Origin of the sequence: Herbaspirillum sp. GW103 (genome assembly GCF_000261365.1) — a bacterium.
Taxonomy (GTDB): domain Bacteria; phylum Pseudomonadota; class Gammaproteobacteria; order Burkholderiales; family Burkholderiaceae_D; genus Herbaspirillum.
Map to the genome: position 1 here is coordinate 329955 of NZ_AJVC01000001.1, position 16268 is coordinate 346222.

The window sequence follows — 16268 nt, forward strand, 5'->3', positions numbered from 1 at the left end:
GCGCAGCGCTCTGCACCAACTCAAGACGCGCCGCAACGCCAGAGTGCACAAGGGTTTGCGCGATGCTGTCCGATTGTATGGAGCGATTGAATGGATTGCTTCACATGGCCCAAAAACCATGCTGCAAGCACCGATTCGGCAAGCCGCGCAGATGCTGGATTCCATTCTGCGAGGGGAGGATTGACGGGATTTTTATGCAGTCAATTCGCACATTGACGGGGTGTTGGTGGCATGACTGATGCCTTCAATTCCAGTGTCGCGGCGAACTCGCCGGACCACTTCCCCAAGTGCAGACCAACAGCAATCGAGAGGAGTATCACCATGCCCGCAGTCACCAAAGCAGCCCACGCCCCCGGCGATTTCCTGGTGGATTATGAAGAGAAGGTGTTCGAAGATGTCAAAGCCCAGCCGGGAGAAAAAGCGCTGGTGACCTTCCATACGGTGGCCTTCGAAGGCTCGATCGGTTTCGTCAACCTGCTGCAGGCAACCCGCTTGAAGCGCAAGGGTTTCGAGACCTCCATCCTGCTCTATGGTCCCGGCGTGACGCTGGGCGTGCAGCGCGGTTTCCCCACGCTGGGGGACGAAGCCTTCCCCGGTCACCAGAACTTCAACAAGCAGATCGTCAAGTTCATGGAAGAGGGCGGCAAGGTCTACGCCTGCCGCTTCGCCCTGCAGGCGCTGTACGGCCACGGCGAGCCCTCGCTGATTCCCGGCATCCGCCCCATCAATCCGCTGGACGTGCTCGACCTGGTGCTGCTGCATCGTCGCGACAACGCCTTCATCCTCGATACCTGGACCCTGTAATGGAAAGGGGCGGCACATGAGCATCCACAAGAGAACGGTACGGGCGGCGGCGGTGCAGATCGCGCCCGACCTCGACAGCGAACTCGGTACCGTGGCCAAGGTATGCCAGGCCATTGCCGAGGCTGCCAGACAAGGCGCGCAACTGGTGGTGTTTCCGGAAACCTTCGTTCCTTACTATCCGTATTTCTCGTTCGTGCGGCCGCCTTTTGCGTCAGGTCCGGAACACCTGCTGCTCTACGAGCGTGCGGTGACGGTGCCCGGCCCCGTAACTCAGGCGGTGTCAGAAGCGGCACGCGCGCATGGCACGGTGGTGGTGCTGGGCGTCAACGAACGCGACCACGGCACGCTCTACAACACGCAACTGGTCTTCGATGCCGACGGCGAGCTGGTGCTGAAACGCCGCAAGATCACGCCGACCTATCACGAGCGCATGATCTGGGGGCAGGGCGATGCCAGCGGCCTGAAGGTGGTGCCTACCGCCGTGGGGCGCCTGGGGGCGCTGGCCTGCTGGGAACACTACAACCCGCTGGCGCGCTACAGCCTCATGGCCCAGCACGAAGAAATCCATTGCGCCCAGTTCCCCGGTTCCATGGTGGGGCAGATCTTCGCTGACCAGATGGAGGTCACCATCCGCCATCACGCACTGGAGTCGGGCTGCTTCGTCATCAATGCCACCGGCTGGCTGACCGATGAACAGATCGCCGCCATCGAGCCCGATCCCAAGGCACAGAAGGCGCTGCGCGGTGGCTGCTGTACCGCCATCGTCTCGCCGGAAGGCAAGCTGCTGGCCGAGCCCCTGCGCAGCGGCGAAGGCATCCTGGTGGCCGACCTGGACATGGAACTGGTCACCAAGCGCAAGCGCATGATGGATTCGGTCGGCCACTATGCGCGCCCCGAACTGCTGCACCTGGTGATCGATGATCGCCGTACTTCTCCCATGTCCTCGCTGTTCCCGGCGGAACAGCCTGCTCCTGTCACTCATCCTTCCGCGAGGTCCCATCATGCAGACAGCCGTCATCCAGTTGCATCCCCAGCGTCCGAGCCGCAAGGCCCCCATGGAGTTGATCTCGGAACTGCAATCCTTAGGGCTGCGTCTTGACGATCCCGGCGCCGGCGCACAGAGCCGGCGCGGTGGGGCCGGGCCGTCGGATCACAAGGCGGTCACCGTCGATGGCCATACCGTGATGATCCCGGTCCACACGGCCGGCGCCTGGTCCTCGCCCTACGTGGCGACCCAGCCCGGCGCGGATGGCGCCTCGCGCATCCTGCGCGATGGCGTGGAGGTGGGCGTGGTGTCCTTCCCGCGCCAGCCGCGCTTCTACAAGATGCAGACCTTCGACGGCATCCCCTACGGCAAGATCGCTACCCTGCACGGCGCCGACGTGCTGGCCACCACTATCCTGCAAAGCTGCATCCGCTATGAGAGCCGCCGCAAGTCCTGCCAGTTCTGCGCCATCGGGCAGTCGCTCGCGGCCGGCCGCACCATCCTGCGCAAGACCCCCGAGCAACTCGGCGAAGTGGCGCGCGCGGCAGTGTTGCTGGATGGCGTCAGGCACATGGTCATGACCACCGGCACGCCCAATGCCACGGACCGGGGCGCGCAGATCCTGTGCGAAAGCGCCTTCGGTGTGAAGTCGGCGGTGAACCTCCCCATCCAGGGACAGTGCGAGCCGCCCGACGACGATGCCTGGTTCCGGCGCATGCACGATGCCGGCATCGATACGCTGGGCATGCACCTGGAGGCGGTCACGCCCGAGGTGCGCCAGCGCATCATGCCGGGCAAGGCCACCGTGCCGGTGCAACGCTACATGGACGCCTTTGCTGCCGCCGTCGAGGTCTTCGGGCGTGGCCAGGTCAGCACCTACATCCTGGCCGGCCTGGGCGACAGCGACGAGGCCATCCTGCGCATGAGCGAGCAGTTGATCGCGCTGGGCGTCTATCCCTTCGTGGTGCCCTTCGTACCCATCTCGGGCACGCCGTTAGAAGACCATCCTTCCCCCGATGCCGCCGCCATGCGCCGCCTGCTCGCACCGCTGGCAGAGATGCTGGAGAACGCCGGCATGCGCTCAGGCGATGCCAAGGCAGGTTGCGGCAAGTGCGGCGCCTGTTCATCTCTGTCTGCGTTCGAAAGGAAATGACATGAGCGACGTAGCCGAAAAAAACGCACTGGCACAGGAAGTTCAGGCCCGCGGCGTGCGCATCAAGCTGGCGCTGGACCGGTGGGAGCGCGAAGAAGCACGTCGCTTGCGCCGTGACGTTTTCTGCACCGAGCAGGGGGTCTTCCGCGACGATGATACCGATGCCATCGATGACATTGCCATGCCCATTGTGGCCGTACTGGAACACGATGACGGTTGTCGTGAAGTCGTAGGAACGGTGCGCATCCACGAATCTGCGGCAGGTGTCTGGCACGGTTCGCGCCTGGCCGTGGCGCAGCATGCGCGCCGTATCGGTTCGGTCGGCAGCGGCCTCATCAGGCTGGCCGTCTGCACCGCCCATGCGCATGGTTGCCATACTTTCCTGGCCCAGGTGCAGAGCCAGAATGCAGAGCTGTTCCGGCGTCTGCACTGGCACACCCTGGCCGAGATCGAAGTGCACGGGCTGCCGCATCATCAGATGCAGGCGGACCTGGGCTTTTATCCGCCCATCAGTGACGGCGATATCGGTTTCCTGGTGGGTGGCCGCGAGGAGCGCCGGCCATGAACGCGCGCGACACCTCGTCCTCGCTGGCGCAGATCGTGCAGGATCTGCGCGCCTCGCGCGGCATCGCCCACAAGCGCGATATCGACGCGGTGGTGCAGGCTTTGCCGCTGGCGCCGGCCATGCAGCACCAGGGCCATACGCTGGCCGTGGGCGATGATTGCGCAGCCATTCCCGATGGCGATGGCTACCTGCTCTTTGCCATCGAAGGCTTCATCAACGAGTTCGTCCAACAGCAGCCGTGGTTTGCCGGTTACTGCGGGGTGATGGTCAACGTCAGCGACATCTACGCCATGGGCGGCCGTCCGCTGGCGGTGGTCGATGCCCTGTGGAGCCGTGGCGGCGAGGCCGCGCAGCCCATCCTCGCCGGACTGGCCGAGGGGGCGCGCGTGTATGGCGTACCGCTGGTGGGCGGGCACAGCAATCGCCGCAATGACCGCGAGCAGCTGTCGGTGTCCATCATCGGCCGGGCCAGGCGCTTGCTGACCAGTTTCGATGCCCGCAGCGGAGAACACCTGGTGGCCGCCATCGATCTGCGCGGCCGCTTCCAGGAACCCTATGCCTACTGGAACGCCAGTACCGGCGCGCCCGCCGAGCGCCTGCGCGCCGACCTTGAATTGCTGCCCGAACTGGCCGAGCAGGGCCTGGCGCGCGCTGCCAAGGACATCAGCATGGCCGGCGTGATCGGTACCGCCCTGATGCTGCTGGAGTGTTCCGGCAAGGGCGCGGTGATTGACCTTGATGCTTTGCCTTGTCCGCCGGGAGTGGATTTCACGCGCTGGCTCACGGCTTTCCCCAGTTACGGTTTCCTGCTCAGCGTGGCCGACGATGACCTGCCTGAGGTCTTGGCGCGCTTTGCGGCACGCGACATCGCGGCCGCCTCCATCGGGCGCATCGACGACAGCGGCCAGCTCGATCTGTGCATGCAAGGGCAGCGCCTGCCGTTCTGGAATCTCAATGACGAAGCGCTGATCGGCTGCGCTTTGCGCCGGGAGGCATGAATGCAGCTGTCATCACACCTGCGCATCGCCATGCTGACCCATTCCGTCAACCCGCGCGGCGGCGTGGTGCATGCGCTGCAACTGGCGGAGAGCTTGCAGGCACTGGGTCACGAGACCACGCTGTTCGCGCCCGATGCACGCGGCCGTGGACTGTTCCGGCGCGCCGCCTGCACCTTCCATGCGGTGCCGGGGCCGGTGTATTGCGCGGACGTGGCCGACATGGTGCGCCAGCGCATCGATGATTACCTGCACTGCTTCGAGCAGATCGACATGGCGCGCTTCGATATCTGCCATGCCCAGGATTCCATCAGCGCCAATGCGCTGGCCACGTTGACGGAGCGCGGCGTGATCGACGGCTATGTGCGCACCGTACACCATCTCGACCAGTTCGACGATGTGCGGCTGCATGACTGGCAGGAGCGCGGCTATCGCGCTGCCGACCTGGTGCTGTGCGTCAGCCGCACCTGGCAGGACATCCTGCAGCGCGAGCACGGTATTCGTGCCGAGCTGGTCGCCAATGGTGTCGATATGGCGCGCTACGCTCCTCGCCAGGGGCTGCATGAGCAGACCCTGCGTCAGTCGCTTGGCCTGGTCGGTGCGCCTTTGCTGCTGGCCGTGGGCGGCGTGGAGCCGCGCAAGAATACGCTGGGCATCCTGCAGGCCTTCCTGCGCCTGCGCCGCGTCTACCCGCAGGCGCAACTGGTCATTGCGGGCGGCGCCAGCGTGCTCGATCACGCCGGCTACCAGCGCGCGTTTCAGGGCGAGCTGGAGGCAGCGTCCCTGCCTGCCGGGGTCGTGCGCATTCTGGGCGAGGTGGGGGATGCCGACATGCCTGCACTGTTCCGCTGTGCCGATGCGCTGGTGTTTCCTTCCCTGAAGGAGGGCTTCGGCCTGGTGGTACTGGAGGCCATGGCCAGCGGCGTGCCGGTGGTGGTCTCGCGCATCGCGCCCTTTACCGAATATCTCGATGGCGACTGCTGTGCCTGGGTTGATCCGAATGATCCCGCTGCGATTGCTGCCGGCATCGCCCATGCACTGGACCCGGCTGCGCGCATGGCCATGGTGGAGGCGGGTGCGGACGTGTGCGCGCGTTTTTCGTGGGCGCGCTCGGCAAGCCGCCATGTGGCGCTTTATGAAAATTTCATCAGCCGCTGTCCAGTAGCGGCCTCATTCCAAGAGGAACACCATGCCTGAAATGCACTTTCGTGTCCGCTGGCCGGACGATACCGTCACCGATTGCTACTCGCCTTCGCTGGTGGTCAAGGAACACCTGGAGGCTGGCCGCACCTATGCCCTGGCCGAGTTCGTCGAGCGCAGTGCTACGGCACTGAACATCGGCAGCGAGCGGGTGCGGCAGAAGTATGGCTTTGCCTGCTCATCGGCGCTGGACCAGTTGCGCCGCATCGAAGAAACGGCGGCCCGCTTCGAGGGCACTGCCGATCCCGTGGTCCGGGTCGAATCCTTCATTCCCTGATCAGGCCCTGATCACCTCGTCACCGACTTTCCATTCAACACGACATCACTGCAAGAGGAACACCATGTCCACCCAAGCCCAAGGCGCAGCGCGCCATCACGGCGTCATCATCATCGGCGGCGGCCAGGCTGGCCTGTCCATCAGCTGGTATCTGAAGCAGGCCGGCATCGATCACCTGGTGCTGGAAAAACACCAGGTCGGCCACGCCTGGCGCCATGAGCGCTGGGACACGTTCTGCCTGGTCACGCCCAACTGGCAATGCAATCTGCCCGGCTATCCTTATCGCGGCGACGATCCCTACGGTTTCATGAAGAAAGACGAGATCGTGGCCTACATCGATGGCTTCGTAGCCAGCTTCCAGCCACCGGTGCGCGAAGGCGTGACCGTCGAGAAGCTCTGGCGCGTGGGCCATCGCTGGCACATCACTGCCAGCGATGGCGCCTACACGGCCGATCAGGTGGTGGTCGCCGTCGGCGGCTATCACATCCCGGTGGTGCCGCGCGCCGCCGAGCGTCTGCCGGCCGACATCGTGCAGATCCACTCCAGCCAGTACCTCAATGCGCAATCGTTGCCGGAGGGCGAAGTGCTGGTGGTCGGCACCGGCCAGTCCGGCTGCCAGATTGCCGAAGACCTGCATCTGGCCGGTCGCCGCGTGCACCTCGGCGTGGGCGAGGCACCGCGCGTGGCGCGCACCTATCGCGGCAAGGACGTGGTGGAATGGCTGGACAAGATGAAGTACTACGATCTCCCCGTGGACCAGCACCCGCTGGGCACGGGCGTGCGCGAGAAGACCAATCACTACGTGACCGGGCGCGATGGCGGACGCGACATCGACCTGCGCAAGTTCGCGCTGGAAGGCATGCAGCTCTACGGCAAGTTCGAAGGACTGGAAGGCGACGTGGTACGTTTCGGTGGCGGTCTCAAGGGCTATCTCGACGAAGCCGATGCGGTCTCCGAAAGCATCAAGGACAGCATCGACAAGTTCATCGCCGCGCAGCAGATCGAGGCACCCACGGAGGCGCGCTACGTGCCCGTGTGGCAGCCTCCGGCAGAGGAACTGCGCACGCTGGATTTGCGCGGGCGCGACATCTCGGCGGTGGTGTGGTGCATTGGTTTTCGTACCGATTTCAGCTGGATCGCCGAGCCCATCTTTGACGGTCGTGGCTATCCCGGCCATGAGCGCGGCGTGACGGCTGCCCCCGGTCTGTACTTCCTCGGCTTGCCGTGGCAATACACCTGGGGATCGGGTCGCTTCTCGGGCATCGACCGTGATGCGCGCTACCTGTTCGATCACATCACGGCCTTGCGCACCCAGGCCGGCCAGCCGACGCTGTCGCAAGCCGCCTGAGCCTGAGCGAGAGACGCGTGCGTCGGCCAGCGTCAAACTGCCTTGGCGATTGTCTCTCCGTTAGCCTCTAGCTGTCGTGGCGCTGTTGCCGTCCGCTCAGGAGGGCGACCTGCTGAGACAAGCGTTCGCGCAGCAGGGTTTGCCATTGCTGATCGAGGCAATCTGCAAGCTCGTCAAAGCTGGCCGTGATGCGTACCAGCAGCTTGTCGAGCCAAGTTGCGGCCTCCTCGCGACTGGCAAATCCGAAACGATGGGCGTCAGCCAGAACGGCCTCTCGGGAAATGTCGAAGCGCCCCTGTGATAGCTGCATGTGCAGACGGGCGGGCGTTTCCACCGGGTTCGGCACCACGTCAAACGCGGGTGCGAGGCGCCAGCGGCGATCGTCTTCCTGATAGACGATCGCATGATTGCGCACATGGTCATCATCGTTGCCGCAGACGGCATTGAACACCATGCGCCCAAACAGTTCGATACGGTCTTCACTTGGCGCACCCGCCAACCTGAGTTCTTCGGCCAGACGCGGATAGCTCCAGCGGTCCGTCTCGTGACGCCCCGGATATTCAGCCTGCAGCAAGGAGGCGGCGCTCACGCACATGTGGCGTTGCTGACCTGTGCGGTCAAACCTGAGAACCCGTACCGTCTTTCTGCCGCCGGCTTGGGCGTGATAGACGGTTTCGGCAAAGTGCAATCCACTGGCCCTACCCCATTGCTGCCCGACGTGCTCAAGCAGGGGAACAGGGCCAGCGTCTGTGGCAATCTCCGGCTTGATCAGCCAAAACTGGCCGTTGTCGCCTCGCACCGTCGCCTTGGGCCGCGCACCGCCGACGCTGGCGGTCTGGACCAGCCGTTTGCGAAGGCTGGCACGGATGGCAGGACGATGTTCCGCCAGTGCTGCCAGTTCTTCAATCACTTCATTGAGTTGAGGCAGGCCAGGCGTGTTGATTTGCGCACCGGGCGGCTTGGTACTTGTGCCCACGGCGAGCGCCCCCCAGCGGTCCAGATTGCTGGCCTTGAGCAGGTATTGCAGCGGCGGAGCATCTTCCGAAAGATTGTGTGCGCGGCGCAGCAGCGCTTGCCCCCAGGCATCCGGGCAGGCGTCGCGTAACACGTCATGCAGACCTTGATACCGTTGTGCCCGGAAATCCCTATCCGGCAAAAACCTCAAGTTCTGCGGGTCAATGGTCCAGGTATGCCCGGCCTCGATGTAAGAGGGGGCATACCTGAAAAATCCTTCGCCAGGACCGCCCGTCTTGTACCGGCCAACGGTGACCCACTGACCATTGTCGGGACGCTGCAGATAGACATAGACCGGTTTAGAAATAGTCATCGTCGGCAGCTCCCTTTTTCTCCCGGCTGGTTCTGACACGCTGACCGTAGTCTCCTTGCCAAAGCTCGGCAGGCAATGCCGGTACGGCCTGGTCGAACAGGCCCAGCGCAAGAAGCGCAGTCAGATAGGCGCCCACGCCGGCACCGGGATCGCCTTTTTCCATCCTGGCCAGCGTCACCCGCGAGATTCCCAGCCGGGCAGACAGATCATTGGCAGTGATGCGCTGGCGCAGGCGCTGGGTGGCAATACATTTGCCCCAGGTCGTCAGACGTTCCTGTATCAGCGTTGGCCAGTCTTGTGCCGTGGAGAGTTTCTTGGGCATGCTTTTCTCCGTTCATAGATGTGACATTATAAGGGTTAATGAATTATCTATGTTCGTCTATCATTCATTGTTTGTATTATAGATGTAACCTTATATGATTTAATGTCATCTCTATGATGCGCATGATATGGACTCCTTACCGCCTCACCCTCCCTTTGTCATGGCGATACGGCAGCTGCTGCAATTCATCCAGGTCGGCATGGTTCCAGCACACCCCGATGGCTGTACTGCCTTCGCGCATGTTGCGCAACAGATGGCGGTGCCGGGGAAGTGATCATCTTTGGTCCGGGCTTTTCGCAGATGACTTTGGCGCTTCCTCTCACCATGCCGGGCATCCTCATCAGCCTGTGCGGATCGATGATCTCGGTGAGTTCCGTGACTATCTCATCGCGCCCCCATCTCTCCCGTCAAACAGGAAACAGGCCCCAATCTCCCACTCAGCTCATCTGCTCATCCTACCTCTGCGCGCGCTATAGTTGGCGCACTCTGACTCATCGACCTCCTACCGCGCCAAGATGAAAAACCACGCCATGGATTACCTGCCCCGCATGGTGATCTTCTCCCGCGTCGTCGAACTGGGGGCCTTTTCCAAGGCCGCTCGCGAACTGGGACTGACCTCTTCCTCGGTCAGCCAGCACATCAGTGCGCTCGAATCCATTCTCGGTACCACCCTGCTGCACCGGACCACCCGCAAGCTCAGCCTGACCGAAGCCGGCCAGGGTTTCTATGCCCACTGCGCACGCATCGTTGCCCTGGCCAACGAGGCCCGCGATGCCACCGAGAGCCTGCACAAGGAACTGGTGGGTGAACTGCGTATCGCCGCCTCCAGCTTCATGGCTCCCGAATACCTGGTGCCCGCCCTGGAACATTTCATCCGCAGCCATCCCCAGCTGCGCATCAGCATCGACGTCTGCGATCACAACGTCGATCTCATGGATCACAGCGTCGACCTGGCCCTGCGCGTTGGCAAGACACCCGGCCCCGCCGATATCCCGCTGGCCCGCATGCAAGCCGTGCTGTGCGCGGCACCGGCCTACCTGACGGGGCGGCCACCGATTCGTCGCCCCGAGGATCTGCTGCAACAGCAGATGCTGTTCTTCACCCCCCATGCGCCCGATGCCATCGTCGAGCTCACGCTCCACCATCGCACCGGGCAGTGCGCGCAGATGCGGCTCAGTCCACGCATCACCGCCAACCACGCACGTTCGGTGCGGCAGCTGGCGCTCCAGGGACACGGTATCGGCCGCTTCCTGCGCAGCAAGGTACAAGCCGATCTGGAGGCAGGGCGGCTGGTCGAGGTGCTGCCGGAGTGGTCGCTGGAGGGATTCTGGGCCTTCATCACCACCCGCCACCGTGACGCGGTGCCCGCCAAGATCCTGGCCTGCATTGCGCAGATCGAGGAATATTTCGCACGTCGGCATCCGCCTGAAGACGGAGATCGGCCGGCGCGGTGAGGTCAGACTCTCTTCGCATTGTTCAATTTGATTAACGAGTTCATTCGTAAAAGGACGGCTAATCAAATTGTCCTGCTTGTAATACAGTTCCCCTGTCGTTCCCTGTCGGTCATGTGTCGGGGGGCACTGCGGGCGAAAGCTCGCGCCGGCGCTGCGTCACCGTGGAGGGGGTTTTCGGTGTGCAGCACTGTAGAGGGAAGAGGGCGATGCCGAACCATCGCAGGATGCACCCGACTTTCCTCTCCGGGACGACCGTCAATGGACAGATCAGGCATCTGCTCGGCATCGTGATCGACATTGGCATCAACGGCTCCCGCCAGTCCCGCGCGGGTCCGTGTTCGTCTCTCCATAGTCCCCTCTTGCATGAGTAAAAGGCATTGAAGCCTCAGAAATAATCGTTTTATTCCGACCCCAAGCTGCCCTTACCATGAGGCTATCTCATAGTCACCCGGTCAAAGGCACGCAAATGACGATCTCCGCGCAGCACAGCAATCTCCATCAACTCCTGCTTTCCCACTACGGCGACGAGGCCCTGGTGCAGCGCCAGTTCGCGCGCCTGGAAGTCCCTGCCTCGACCCTGCGTCCGGCAGCCGCCGAGGTCTCGCGCCTGGAACTGGCGCAGGCCCTGAACATGCTGCTCTTCGAAGGCCTGCTGCAACAGGTCGCCACCGGTCGTGACTACGTGGCCGATGCCGAGCGCGAGGGCGTGAAGATCTGCTTCGACCACGGTGCCGTGCGTACCGTGCGCCTGGGCCGCGACAGCGGTTTCCCTGATGGCGAAACGCTCTTCACCAGCGTGCTGCTGCCGCTGGGCTACCAGCAGACCGGCACCTACCCGCTGGCGCGCATCAAGATGACCGGCCGCGTCTATACCCACATCGACGACGCTGAACAGATCGCCCAGTTCTTCGTGAGCGAACTGCATCCGGAACAGTTCTCGCCCCAGTTCCAGCAGACCGTGGATGCCGTGCTGGCGACGTCGCGCAATCCGCTCTCCGATGAGGTGCTGGCCCTGCTGGCCAAGCTCTCCGCACAAGGCAAGCTGGGCATGGACGAGGCCAGGCGCCTGCTGCCCTCGATGCTCAAGTGCTTCGCCCGCCATCACGACCTGCCGACCCTGGCGCAATACGAAACGCTCAAGGCCGAATCCGCCGAGATGGCCTGGATCTCCACTGAAGGCAATGCCTTCAATCACGCCACCGACCGTGTCTCCGACGTGGTCGCCACCGCCGAGCGCCAGCGCCAGCTGGGCCGTCCCATCAAGGATCAGGTGGAAGTCTCGCGCAATGGCCGCGTGCGCCAGACCGCCTTCCGTGCGGTCAAGGTCGATTACCAGTTGCAGGATGAGGATGGCCAGCCGGTCGCCGTCACCGTGCCGGGTTCGTTCTACGAATTCATCTCGCGTGACTATTTCGCCGACGAGGCCGGCCAGCGCAAGCTGGACCTGACGTTTGACAGCGGCAACGCGCAAGGCATCTTCAAAATGACCGAGGCGGTGGCCCCCGGTGCGGCCAGCGACGAGGCGGCCAGTGTCTGCTGACGCCGCGCTGGCGCGCCTGCAGGACCTGCTGGGCAACGCCGGCCTGATCACCTCTGCGCCCGAGCGCCAGCCCTATGAGCACGGCCCGCGCTATGGGGCCGGACAGGCCCTGTGCGTGGCGCGTCCGGCCAATGTGGCCGAGGCCGCCGAACTCATGCGCCTGTGCGCAGCCGAGAATATCCGGCTGATCCCGCAGGGGGCCAACACCGGCCTGGTCGGCGCGGCTTCGCCTGATAGTTCAGGGTTGCAACTAATCCTCAGCATGGAGCGCATCAAGGGCGTGATCGATATCGATCCGGTCGATGGCGTGGTCCAGGCCTGGGCCGGCACCCGCCTGTCGGACCTGAACCAGGCGCTGGCCCCGCACGGCCTGTGCTTCCCCATCGACCTGGGGGCCGATCCCTCGGTGGGCGGCATGCTGGCCGCCAACACCGGCGGCGCGCGCCTGATCCGCTATGGCGACGTGCGCCACAACACCCTGGGCCTGCAAGCTCTGTTGATGCAGCCGCCCGGCGAACTGCTGGAGATGGGCAACCGCCTGCACAAGAACAATACCGGCCCGGACTGGAAACAGCTCTTCATCGGCACGGCCGGCAGCTATGGCATCGTCACCCAGGCGGTGCTGCGCGCGCATCCGCTGCCGCGCCAGCGCGCTACCGCCTTGATCGTGCCGGCCTCGCTGGAAGCGGGTTTGCGCCTGCTGCAGGATGCCCAGACACAGTTCGCCGATTTCCTCTCGGCCTTTGAGGGCATCTCGCGCAATGCGCTGGCCTCCGTCTTGCGCCACCTGCCGCAGGTGAACGCACCCTTTGATCCAATTCCGGACTATGCCTTGCTGGTGGAAGTGAGTTCGTCCTCGCAGGCCAGCGAGCACTTCGATCTCGACAAGCTTTTCATGGCCTGGCTGGAGCGTCACTTCGACGATGCCATCGTCGATGCCGTAGTCGACAAGCCCGAGACGCTGTGGCGTCTGCGCCATGCCATCAGCGACAGCGTCAAGCAGGAAGGCAAGATCGTCGCCTTCGACATCTCGGTCTCGCGCTCGCGCATGCCGGCCTTCCGCGCGGAAGCACTGGCCCTGGTGGCGCGTGACTTCGCCGGTGCCGAGGTATTCGACTTCGGTCACTGGGGCGACGGCGGCGTGCACTTCAACCTCGCCATCGCACCGGCACATCAGCCGCAGTTCCCGCCGGAACGCATCGAAGCCTTGCGCACCGCGCTCTATGACTTGGTTGCAAAAAGTTACCAAGGCAGCTTCAGCGCCGAGCATGGCATCGGTCCCTTCAACCAGCATTACTACCAGCGCTACACGCAGCCCGCACAACGCGCACTGGCCGGCCGTGTGCAAGCGGTGTTCGATCCGCACTGCCTGCTGGGCAATACGCGTTTCACATGACGCGTGCCGGCCACGCTGGAGAGGAGGGCGGACCATTTGCTATAGTGCGGGGTCCGTCATCTTCTGCCCCGCCTTCAGCCAGCGGCATCCGTCCCATGCGTCGTTTCATCCCGTCAACGTCCTGCCTGATTGCCTTTGACACCTCGGCACGGCACATGTCGTTCACCAAGGCGGCCAATGAATTGCACATGACGCAGGGCGCAGTGAGTCGCCAGGTGGCGATCCTGGAGGAGTACCTCAACGTCAAGCTGTTCGAGCGCATCAACCGCCGCCTGATCCTCACCGAGGCCGGGCGCGACTATGCGTCCCAGGTCTCCACCATCCTGAAGCAGATCGAGATGGCGACCTTCCAGGTCATGACCTACAACAGCCTGGCCAGCGTGCTCAACCTGGCCATCCTCCCGACCTTCGGCGTGAAGTGGCTGATTCCGCGCCTGGCCAAGTTTGCCGCCGCCCATCCGGACGTCCTGCTGAACCTGAGCACGGAAGTGCTGCCCTTCGATTTCAATACGCGCCAGGTGGATGCCGCCATCCACTTTGGCGAACCCGACTGGCCCGATACGGTCATGGTGCGCCTGATGGGCGAGGAAGTGGTGCCGGTCTGCAGCAAGGCGCTGGCCGAACGTCTGCGCACGGTGGATGACCTGGCCAACGTCACGCTGCTGCAGCACACCACGCGTCCGCAGGCGTGGCAGGACTGGTTCCGCCACGTCGGCGTGGATTGCCCCAATGCCTTGTCGGGACCGCGTTTCGAGCAACTGGCCATGGTCATCCAGGCCGCCGTGGCCGGCATGGGCGTGGCGCTCATGCCCAAGTTCATGGTCGAGACCGAGATCAGCCTGGGGCAGTTGCACGTGCCTTTCCCGCTGGCGGTCAAGAGTCCGCAATCCTATTACCTCGTCTATCCCGAAAAGAATGCCGGCAAGGCCGCCATCCTCAAGTTCCGTGAGTGGATTCTGAGCGAAGCGCAGGGAGGCTGAGGCCCTTCGTGCATGTGCATCGATTCGGTGCGCGAATTTCCCAGGCTGACTAAAACTCATGCCCGCGCGGTTTGCATGCGCGCGCTGGTGATCCTCCCGGCGCGCCGTGAATGGCGCGCAAGCGGCCTCCCGAGCGGCCCCGGCATCGGCGCCGGAATGCCCATTCCACCTGCGCTTCCGGGCGATATGAAGTGATGCGCCGCACCATCCTTGCTCATCCCCGTCGATTCTCGCGCGCCAGGTCGGTGCATTCCAAAAACTCATGATGTGGTGAATATTTTTGGTTTTAACAATGGCACTTGCTGTCCTTATACTGCACCGTTCCAGACCCATCCCACTCCACTTTTCAAGGGAATCCCATGTCTTCTCCACGCATCTTCTCCACCTTGGGAGCCGACTTCTCGGCCTACGCCGGCAACGATCTGGTGATTCGCTCGCCGCGCGATGGCGAGATCATCGCGCAACTCAAGGCGCAGACGCCGGCCCACGCTGAAGCCGCCATCGCCGGTGCGCAACAAGCCTTCCTGGCCTGGCGCGAAGTGCCGGCGCCGGTGCGCGGCGAACTGGTGCGCGTGCTGGGTGAAGTGCTGCGCGAGCATCGCGATGAACTGGGTGCCCTGGTGACTCAGGAAGCCGGCAAGATCCTCTCCGAAGGCCTGGGCGAGGTGCAGGAAATGATCGATATCTGCGACTTCGCCGTCGGCCTGTCGCGCCAGCTGCATGGCCTGACCATCGCCTCCGAGCGGCCCGGCCACCGCATGATGGAAACCTGGCATCCGCTGGGCGTGGTGGGCGTGATTACCGCCTTCAACTTCCCGGTCGCGGTGTGGGCGTGGAACGCCGCGCTGGCACTGGTGTGCGGCAATGCCGTGGTGTGGAAACCTTCGGAAAAAACGCCCGTCACCGCCCTGGCCGTACAGGCGCTCTTTGCCAAGGCTGTGGCGCGTTTCTCGGCGCAGCGTCCGAACCTGGTGCCGGCGCAGCTGTGCGGCCTGCTCATCGGTGGTGCCGATCTGGGCGAAACCCTGTCGCGCTCGGCAGCCGTGCCGCTGGTGAGTGCCACCGGCAGCGTGCGCATGGGCCGCAAGGTCGCCACCGTCGTGGCCGAGCGCCTGGGTCGCAGCCTGCTGGAACTGGGCGGTAACAACGCCATGATCGTGGCGCCCTCGGCGGATCTGAGCCTGGCGCTGCGTGCCATCACCTTCTCGGCGGTGGGCACGGCCGGCCAGCGCTGCACCAGTCTGCGCCGCCTGTTCGTTCACAGCAGCATCCACGATCAGGTGGTGGCGCAGATCAAGCGCATCTACGCCAGCGTGAAGGTCGGTGATCCGTTGCAGGGCGACACCCTGGTCGGCCCGCTGATCGATCAGGCCGCCTTCGATGCGATGCAGGAGGCGCTCTCGCAGGCGCGTGCGCAGGGCGGTGAAGTCACCGGCGGCGAACGCGTGGACGTGATGGGCCAGCAATCGTGGTACGTGCGTCCGGCCCTGGTCACCATGCCCGGCCAGACCGCCATCATGCACCACGAGACCTTCGCGCCCATCCTCTACATCGTCAAGTACGATGAACTGAGCGAGGCCATCGCCATGAACAATGCCGTGCCGCAAGGCTTGTCCTCGGCCATCTTCACCAATGACATGCGCGAGGCCGAACTCTTCGTCTCGGCTACCGGCAGCGACTGCGGTCTGGCCAACGTCAACATCGGCACCAGCGGTGCGGAAATCGGCGGTGCCTTCGGCGGAGAAAAGGAAACCGGCGGGGGCCGCGAATCCGGTTCCGACGCCTGGAAGAACTACATGCGCCGCGCCACCAACACCATCAACTACAGCAAGACCCTGCCGCTGGCGCAGGGCGTGAAGTTCGACATCGACTGAACGACGGCGAAGTCCATCGGTTCATTCCCCTGGAAACATGCAGCACCC

Annotated in this window: 15 protein-coding genes; 13 read left to right on the plus strand and 2 right to left on the minus strand. The window is 63.8% G+C overall.

Annotated elements, in window-relative coordinates:
• Positions 1-321: 321 nt before the first annotated feature.
• The 8 genes from GWL_RS01415 to GWL_RS01450 all read left to right on the plus strand — a co-directional run bounded on the left by GWL_RS01415 (position 322) and on the right by GWL_RS01450 (position 7327).
• Positions 322-804: an MSMEG_0572/Sll0783 family nitrogen starvation response protein gene (locus GWL_RS01415; RefSeq protein ID WP_006463016.1), complete on the plus strand. Its 483-nt coding sequence runs from the start codon at positions 322-324 to the stop codon at positions 802-804.
• A gap of 16 nt (positions 805-820) precedes the next feature.
• Positions 821-1903, plus strand: a complete 1083-nt coding sequence (locus tag GWL_RS01420; protein WP_008325830.1) for a Nit6803 family nitrilase — start codon at positions 821-823, stop codon at positions 1901-1903.
• Entirely contained in the window at positions 1860-2942 is a 1083-nt protein-coding gene (locus GWL_RS01425) for an MSMEG_0568 family radical SAM protein (protein ID WP_008325832.1), read from the plus strand. Before GWL_RS01420 ends, GWL_RS01425 begins: the two co-directional genes overlap by 44 nt.
• 1 nt (position 2943) lies before the next feature.
• The gene (locus GWL_RS01430) at positions 2944-3507 is read left to right on the plus strand and encodes an MSMEG_0567/Sll0786 family nitrogen starvation N-acetyltransferase (protein WP_008325833.1); all 564 of its coding nucleotides are present in this window, start codon (positions 2944-2946) and stop codon (positions 3505-3507) included.
• Positions 3504-4505 (plus strand): sll0787 family AIR synthase-like protein, encoded by a 1002-nt coding sequence (locus GWL_RS01435; protein ID WP_008325834.1) that lies wholly within the window; start codon positions 3504-3506, stop codon positions 4503-4505. Before GWL_RS01430 ends, GWL_RS01435 begins: the two co-directional genes overlap by 4 nt.
• Positions 4506-5699 carry an MSMEG_0565 family glycosyltransferase gene (locus tag GWL_RS01440; RefSeq protein WP_008325835.1) on the plus strand — a complete coding sequence of 398 codons (1194 nt, stop codon included), beginning with the start codon at positions 4506-4508 and terminating at the stop codon, positions 5697-5699.
• Entirely contained in the window at positions 5692-5979 is a 288-nt protein-coding gene (locus GWL_RS01445) for an MSMEG_0570 family nitrogen starvation response protein (RefSeq protein ID WP_008325836.1), read from the plus strand. The genes GWL_RS01440 and GWL_RS01445 overlap by 8 nt, the downstream gene beginning before the upstream one ends.
• Positions 5980-6043: 64 nt before the next feature.
• On the plus strand, positions 6044-7327 hold the full coding sequence (locus GWL_RS01450) for an MSMEG_0569 family flavin-dependent oxidoreductase (RefSeq protein ID WP_008325837.1): 1284 nt from the start codon (positions 6044-6046) through the stop codon (positions 7325-7327).
• Positions 7328-7394: 67 nt separating this feature from the next.
• On the opposite strand, the gene GWL_RS01455 is transcribed toward GWL_RS01450, so the two are convergent.
• On the minus strand, positions 7395-8654 hold the full coding sequence (locus GWL_RS01455; RefSeq protein WP_008325838.1) for a type II toxin-antitoxin system HipA family toxin: 1260 nt from the start codon (positions 8652-8654) through the stop codon (positions 7395-7397).
• A complete protein-coding gene (locus GWL_RS22680) occupies positions 8641-8976 on the minus strand; it encodes a helix-turn-helix transcriptional regulator (RefSeq protein WP_008325839.1) in 336 nt (111 codons plus the stop codon). The genes GWL_RS01455 and GWL_RS22680 overlap by 14 nt, the downstream gene beginning before the upstream one ends.
• A gap of 515 nt (positions 8977-9491) precedes the next feature.
• On the opposite strand from GWL_RS22680, the gene GWL_RS01465 reads away from it, so the two are divergent.
• The 5 genes from GWL_RS01465 (at position 9492) to GWL_RS01485 (ending at position 16220) form a co-directional block, all read left to right on the plus strand.
• Positions 9492-10430, plus strand: a complete 939-nt coding sequence (locus tag GWL_RS01465) for a LysR family transcriptional regulator (protein WP_237713501.1) — start codon at positions 9492-9494, stop codon at positions 10428-10430.
• A 466-nt stretch (positions 10431-10896) separates the two neighbouring features.
• Positions 10897-11970, plus strand: a complete 1074-nt coding sequence (locus GWL_RS01470) for a DUF1338 domain-containing protein (protein ID WP_008325859.1) — start codon at positions 10897-10899, stop codon at positions 11968-11970.
• Entirely contained in the window at positions 11960-13366 is a 1407-nt protein-coding gene (locus GWL_RS01475; RefSeq protein WP_008325860.1) for an FAD-binding oxidoreductase, read from the plus strand. The genes GWL_RS01470 and GWL_RS01475 overlap by 11 nt, the downstream gene beginning before the upstream one ends.
• Positions 13367-13461: 95 nt before the next feature.
• Complete coding sequence (gene gcvA, locus GWL_RS01480; RefSeq protein WP_008325861.1) at positions 13462-14346, plus strand: transcriptional regulator GcvA; 885 nt, start codon at positions 13462-13464, stop codon at positions 14344-14346.
• Positions 14347-14705: 359 nt separating this feature from the next.
• Entirely contained in the window at positions 14706-16220 is a 1515-nt protein-coding gene (locus tag GWL_RS01485) for an aldehyde dehydrogenase family protein (RefSeq protein ID WP_008325862.1), read from the plus strand.
• The last annotated feature ends 48 nt before the right edge of the window (positions 16221-16268 follow it).

Excerpts from the sequence above, each read along its gene's own strand:
- GWL_RS01470 (WP_008325859.1), top strand. The coding sequence starts at position 10,897 with ATGACGATCTCCGCGCAGCACAGCAATCTCCATCAACTCCTGCTTTCC.
- gcvA (WP_008325861.1), top strand. The coding sequence starts at position 13,462 with ATGCGTCGTTTCATCCCGTCAACGTCCTGCCTGATTGCCTTTGACACC.
- GWL_RS01485 (WP_008325862.1), top strand. The coding sequence starts at position 14,706 with ATGTCTTCTCCACGCATCTTCTCCACCTTGGGAGCCGACTTCTCGGCC.
- GWL_RS01440 (WP_008325835.1), top strand. The coding sequence starts at position 4,506 with ATGCAGCTGTCATCACACCTGCGCATCGCCATGCTGACCCATTCCGTC.
- GWL_RS01425 (WP_008325832.1), top strand. The coding sequence starts at position 1,860 with ATGGAGTTGATCTCGGAACTGCAATCCTTAGGGCTGCGTCTTGACGAT.
- GWL_RS01445 (WP_008325836.1), top strand. The coding sequence starts at position 5,692 with ATGCCTGAAATGCACTTTCGTGTCCGCTGGCCGGACGATACCGTCACC.
- GWL_RS01450 (WP_008325837.1), top strand. The coding sequence starts at position 6,044 with ATGTCCACCCAAGCCCAAGGCGCAGCGCGCCATCACGGCGTCATCATC.
- GWL_RS01455 (WP_008325838.1), bottom strand. The coding sequence starts at position 8,654 with ATGACTATTTCTAAACCGGTCTATGTCTATCTGCAGCGTCCCGACAAT.
- GWL_RS01435 (WP_008325834.1), top strand. The coding sequence starts at position 3,504 with ATGAACGCGCGCGACACCTCGTCCTCGCTGGCGCAGATCGTGCAGGAT.
- GWL_RS01415 (WP_006463016.1), top strand. The coding sequence starts at position 322 with ATGCCCGCAGTCACCAAAGCAGCCCACGCCCCCGGCGATTTCCTGGTG.
- GWL_RS01465 (WP_237713501.1), top strand. The coding sequence starts at position 9,492 with ATGAAAAACCACGCCATGGATTACCTGCCCCGCATGGTGATCTTCTCC.
- GWL_RS01420 (WP_008325830.1), top strand. The coding sequence starts at position 821 with ATGAGCATCCACAAGAGAACGGTACGGGCGGCGGCGGTGCAGATCGCG.
- GWL_RS01430 (WP_008325833.1), top strand. The coding sequence starts at position 2,944 with ATGAGCGACGTAGCCGAAAAAAACGCACTGGCACAGGAAGTTCAGGCC.
- GWL_RS22680 (WP_008325839.1), bottom strand. The coding sequence starts at position 8,976 with ATGCCCAAGAAACTCTCCACGGCACAAGACTGGCCAACGCTGATACAG.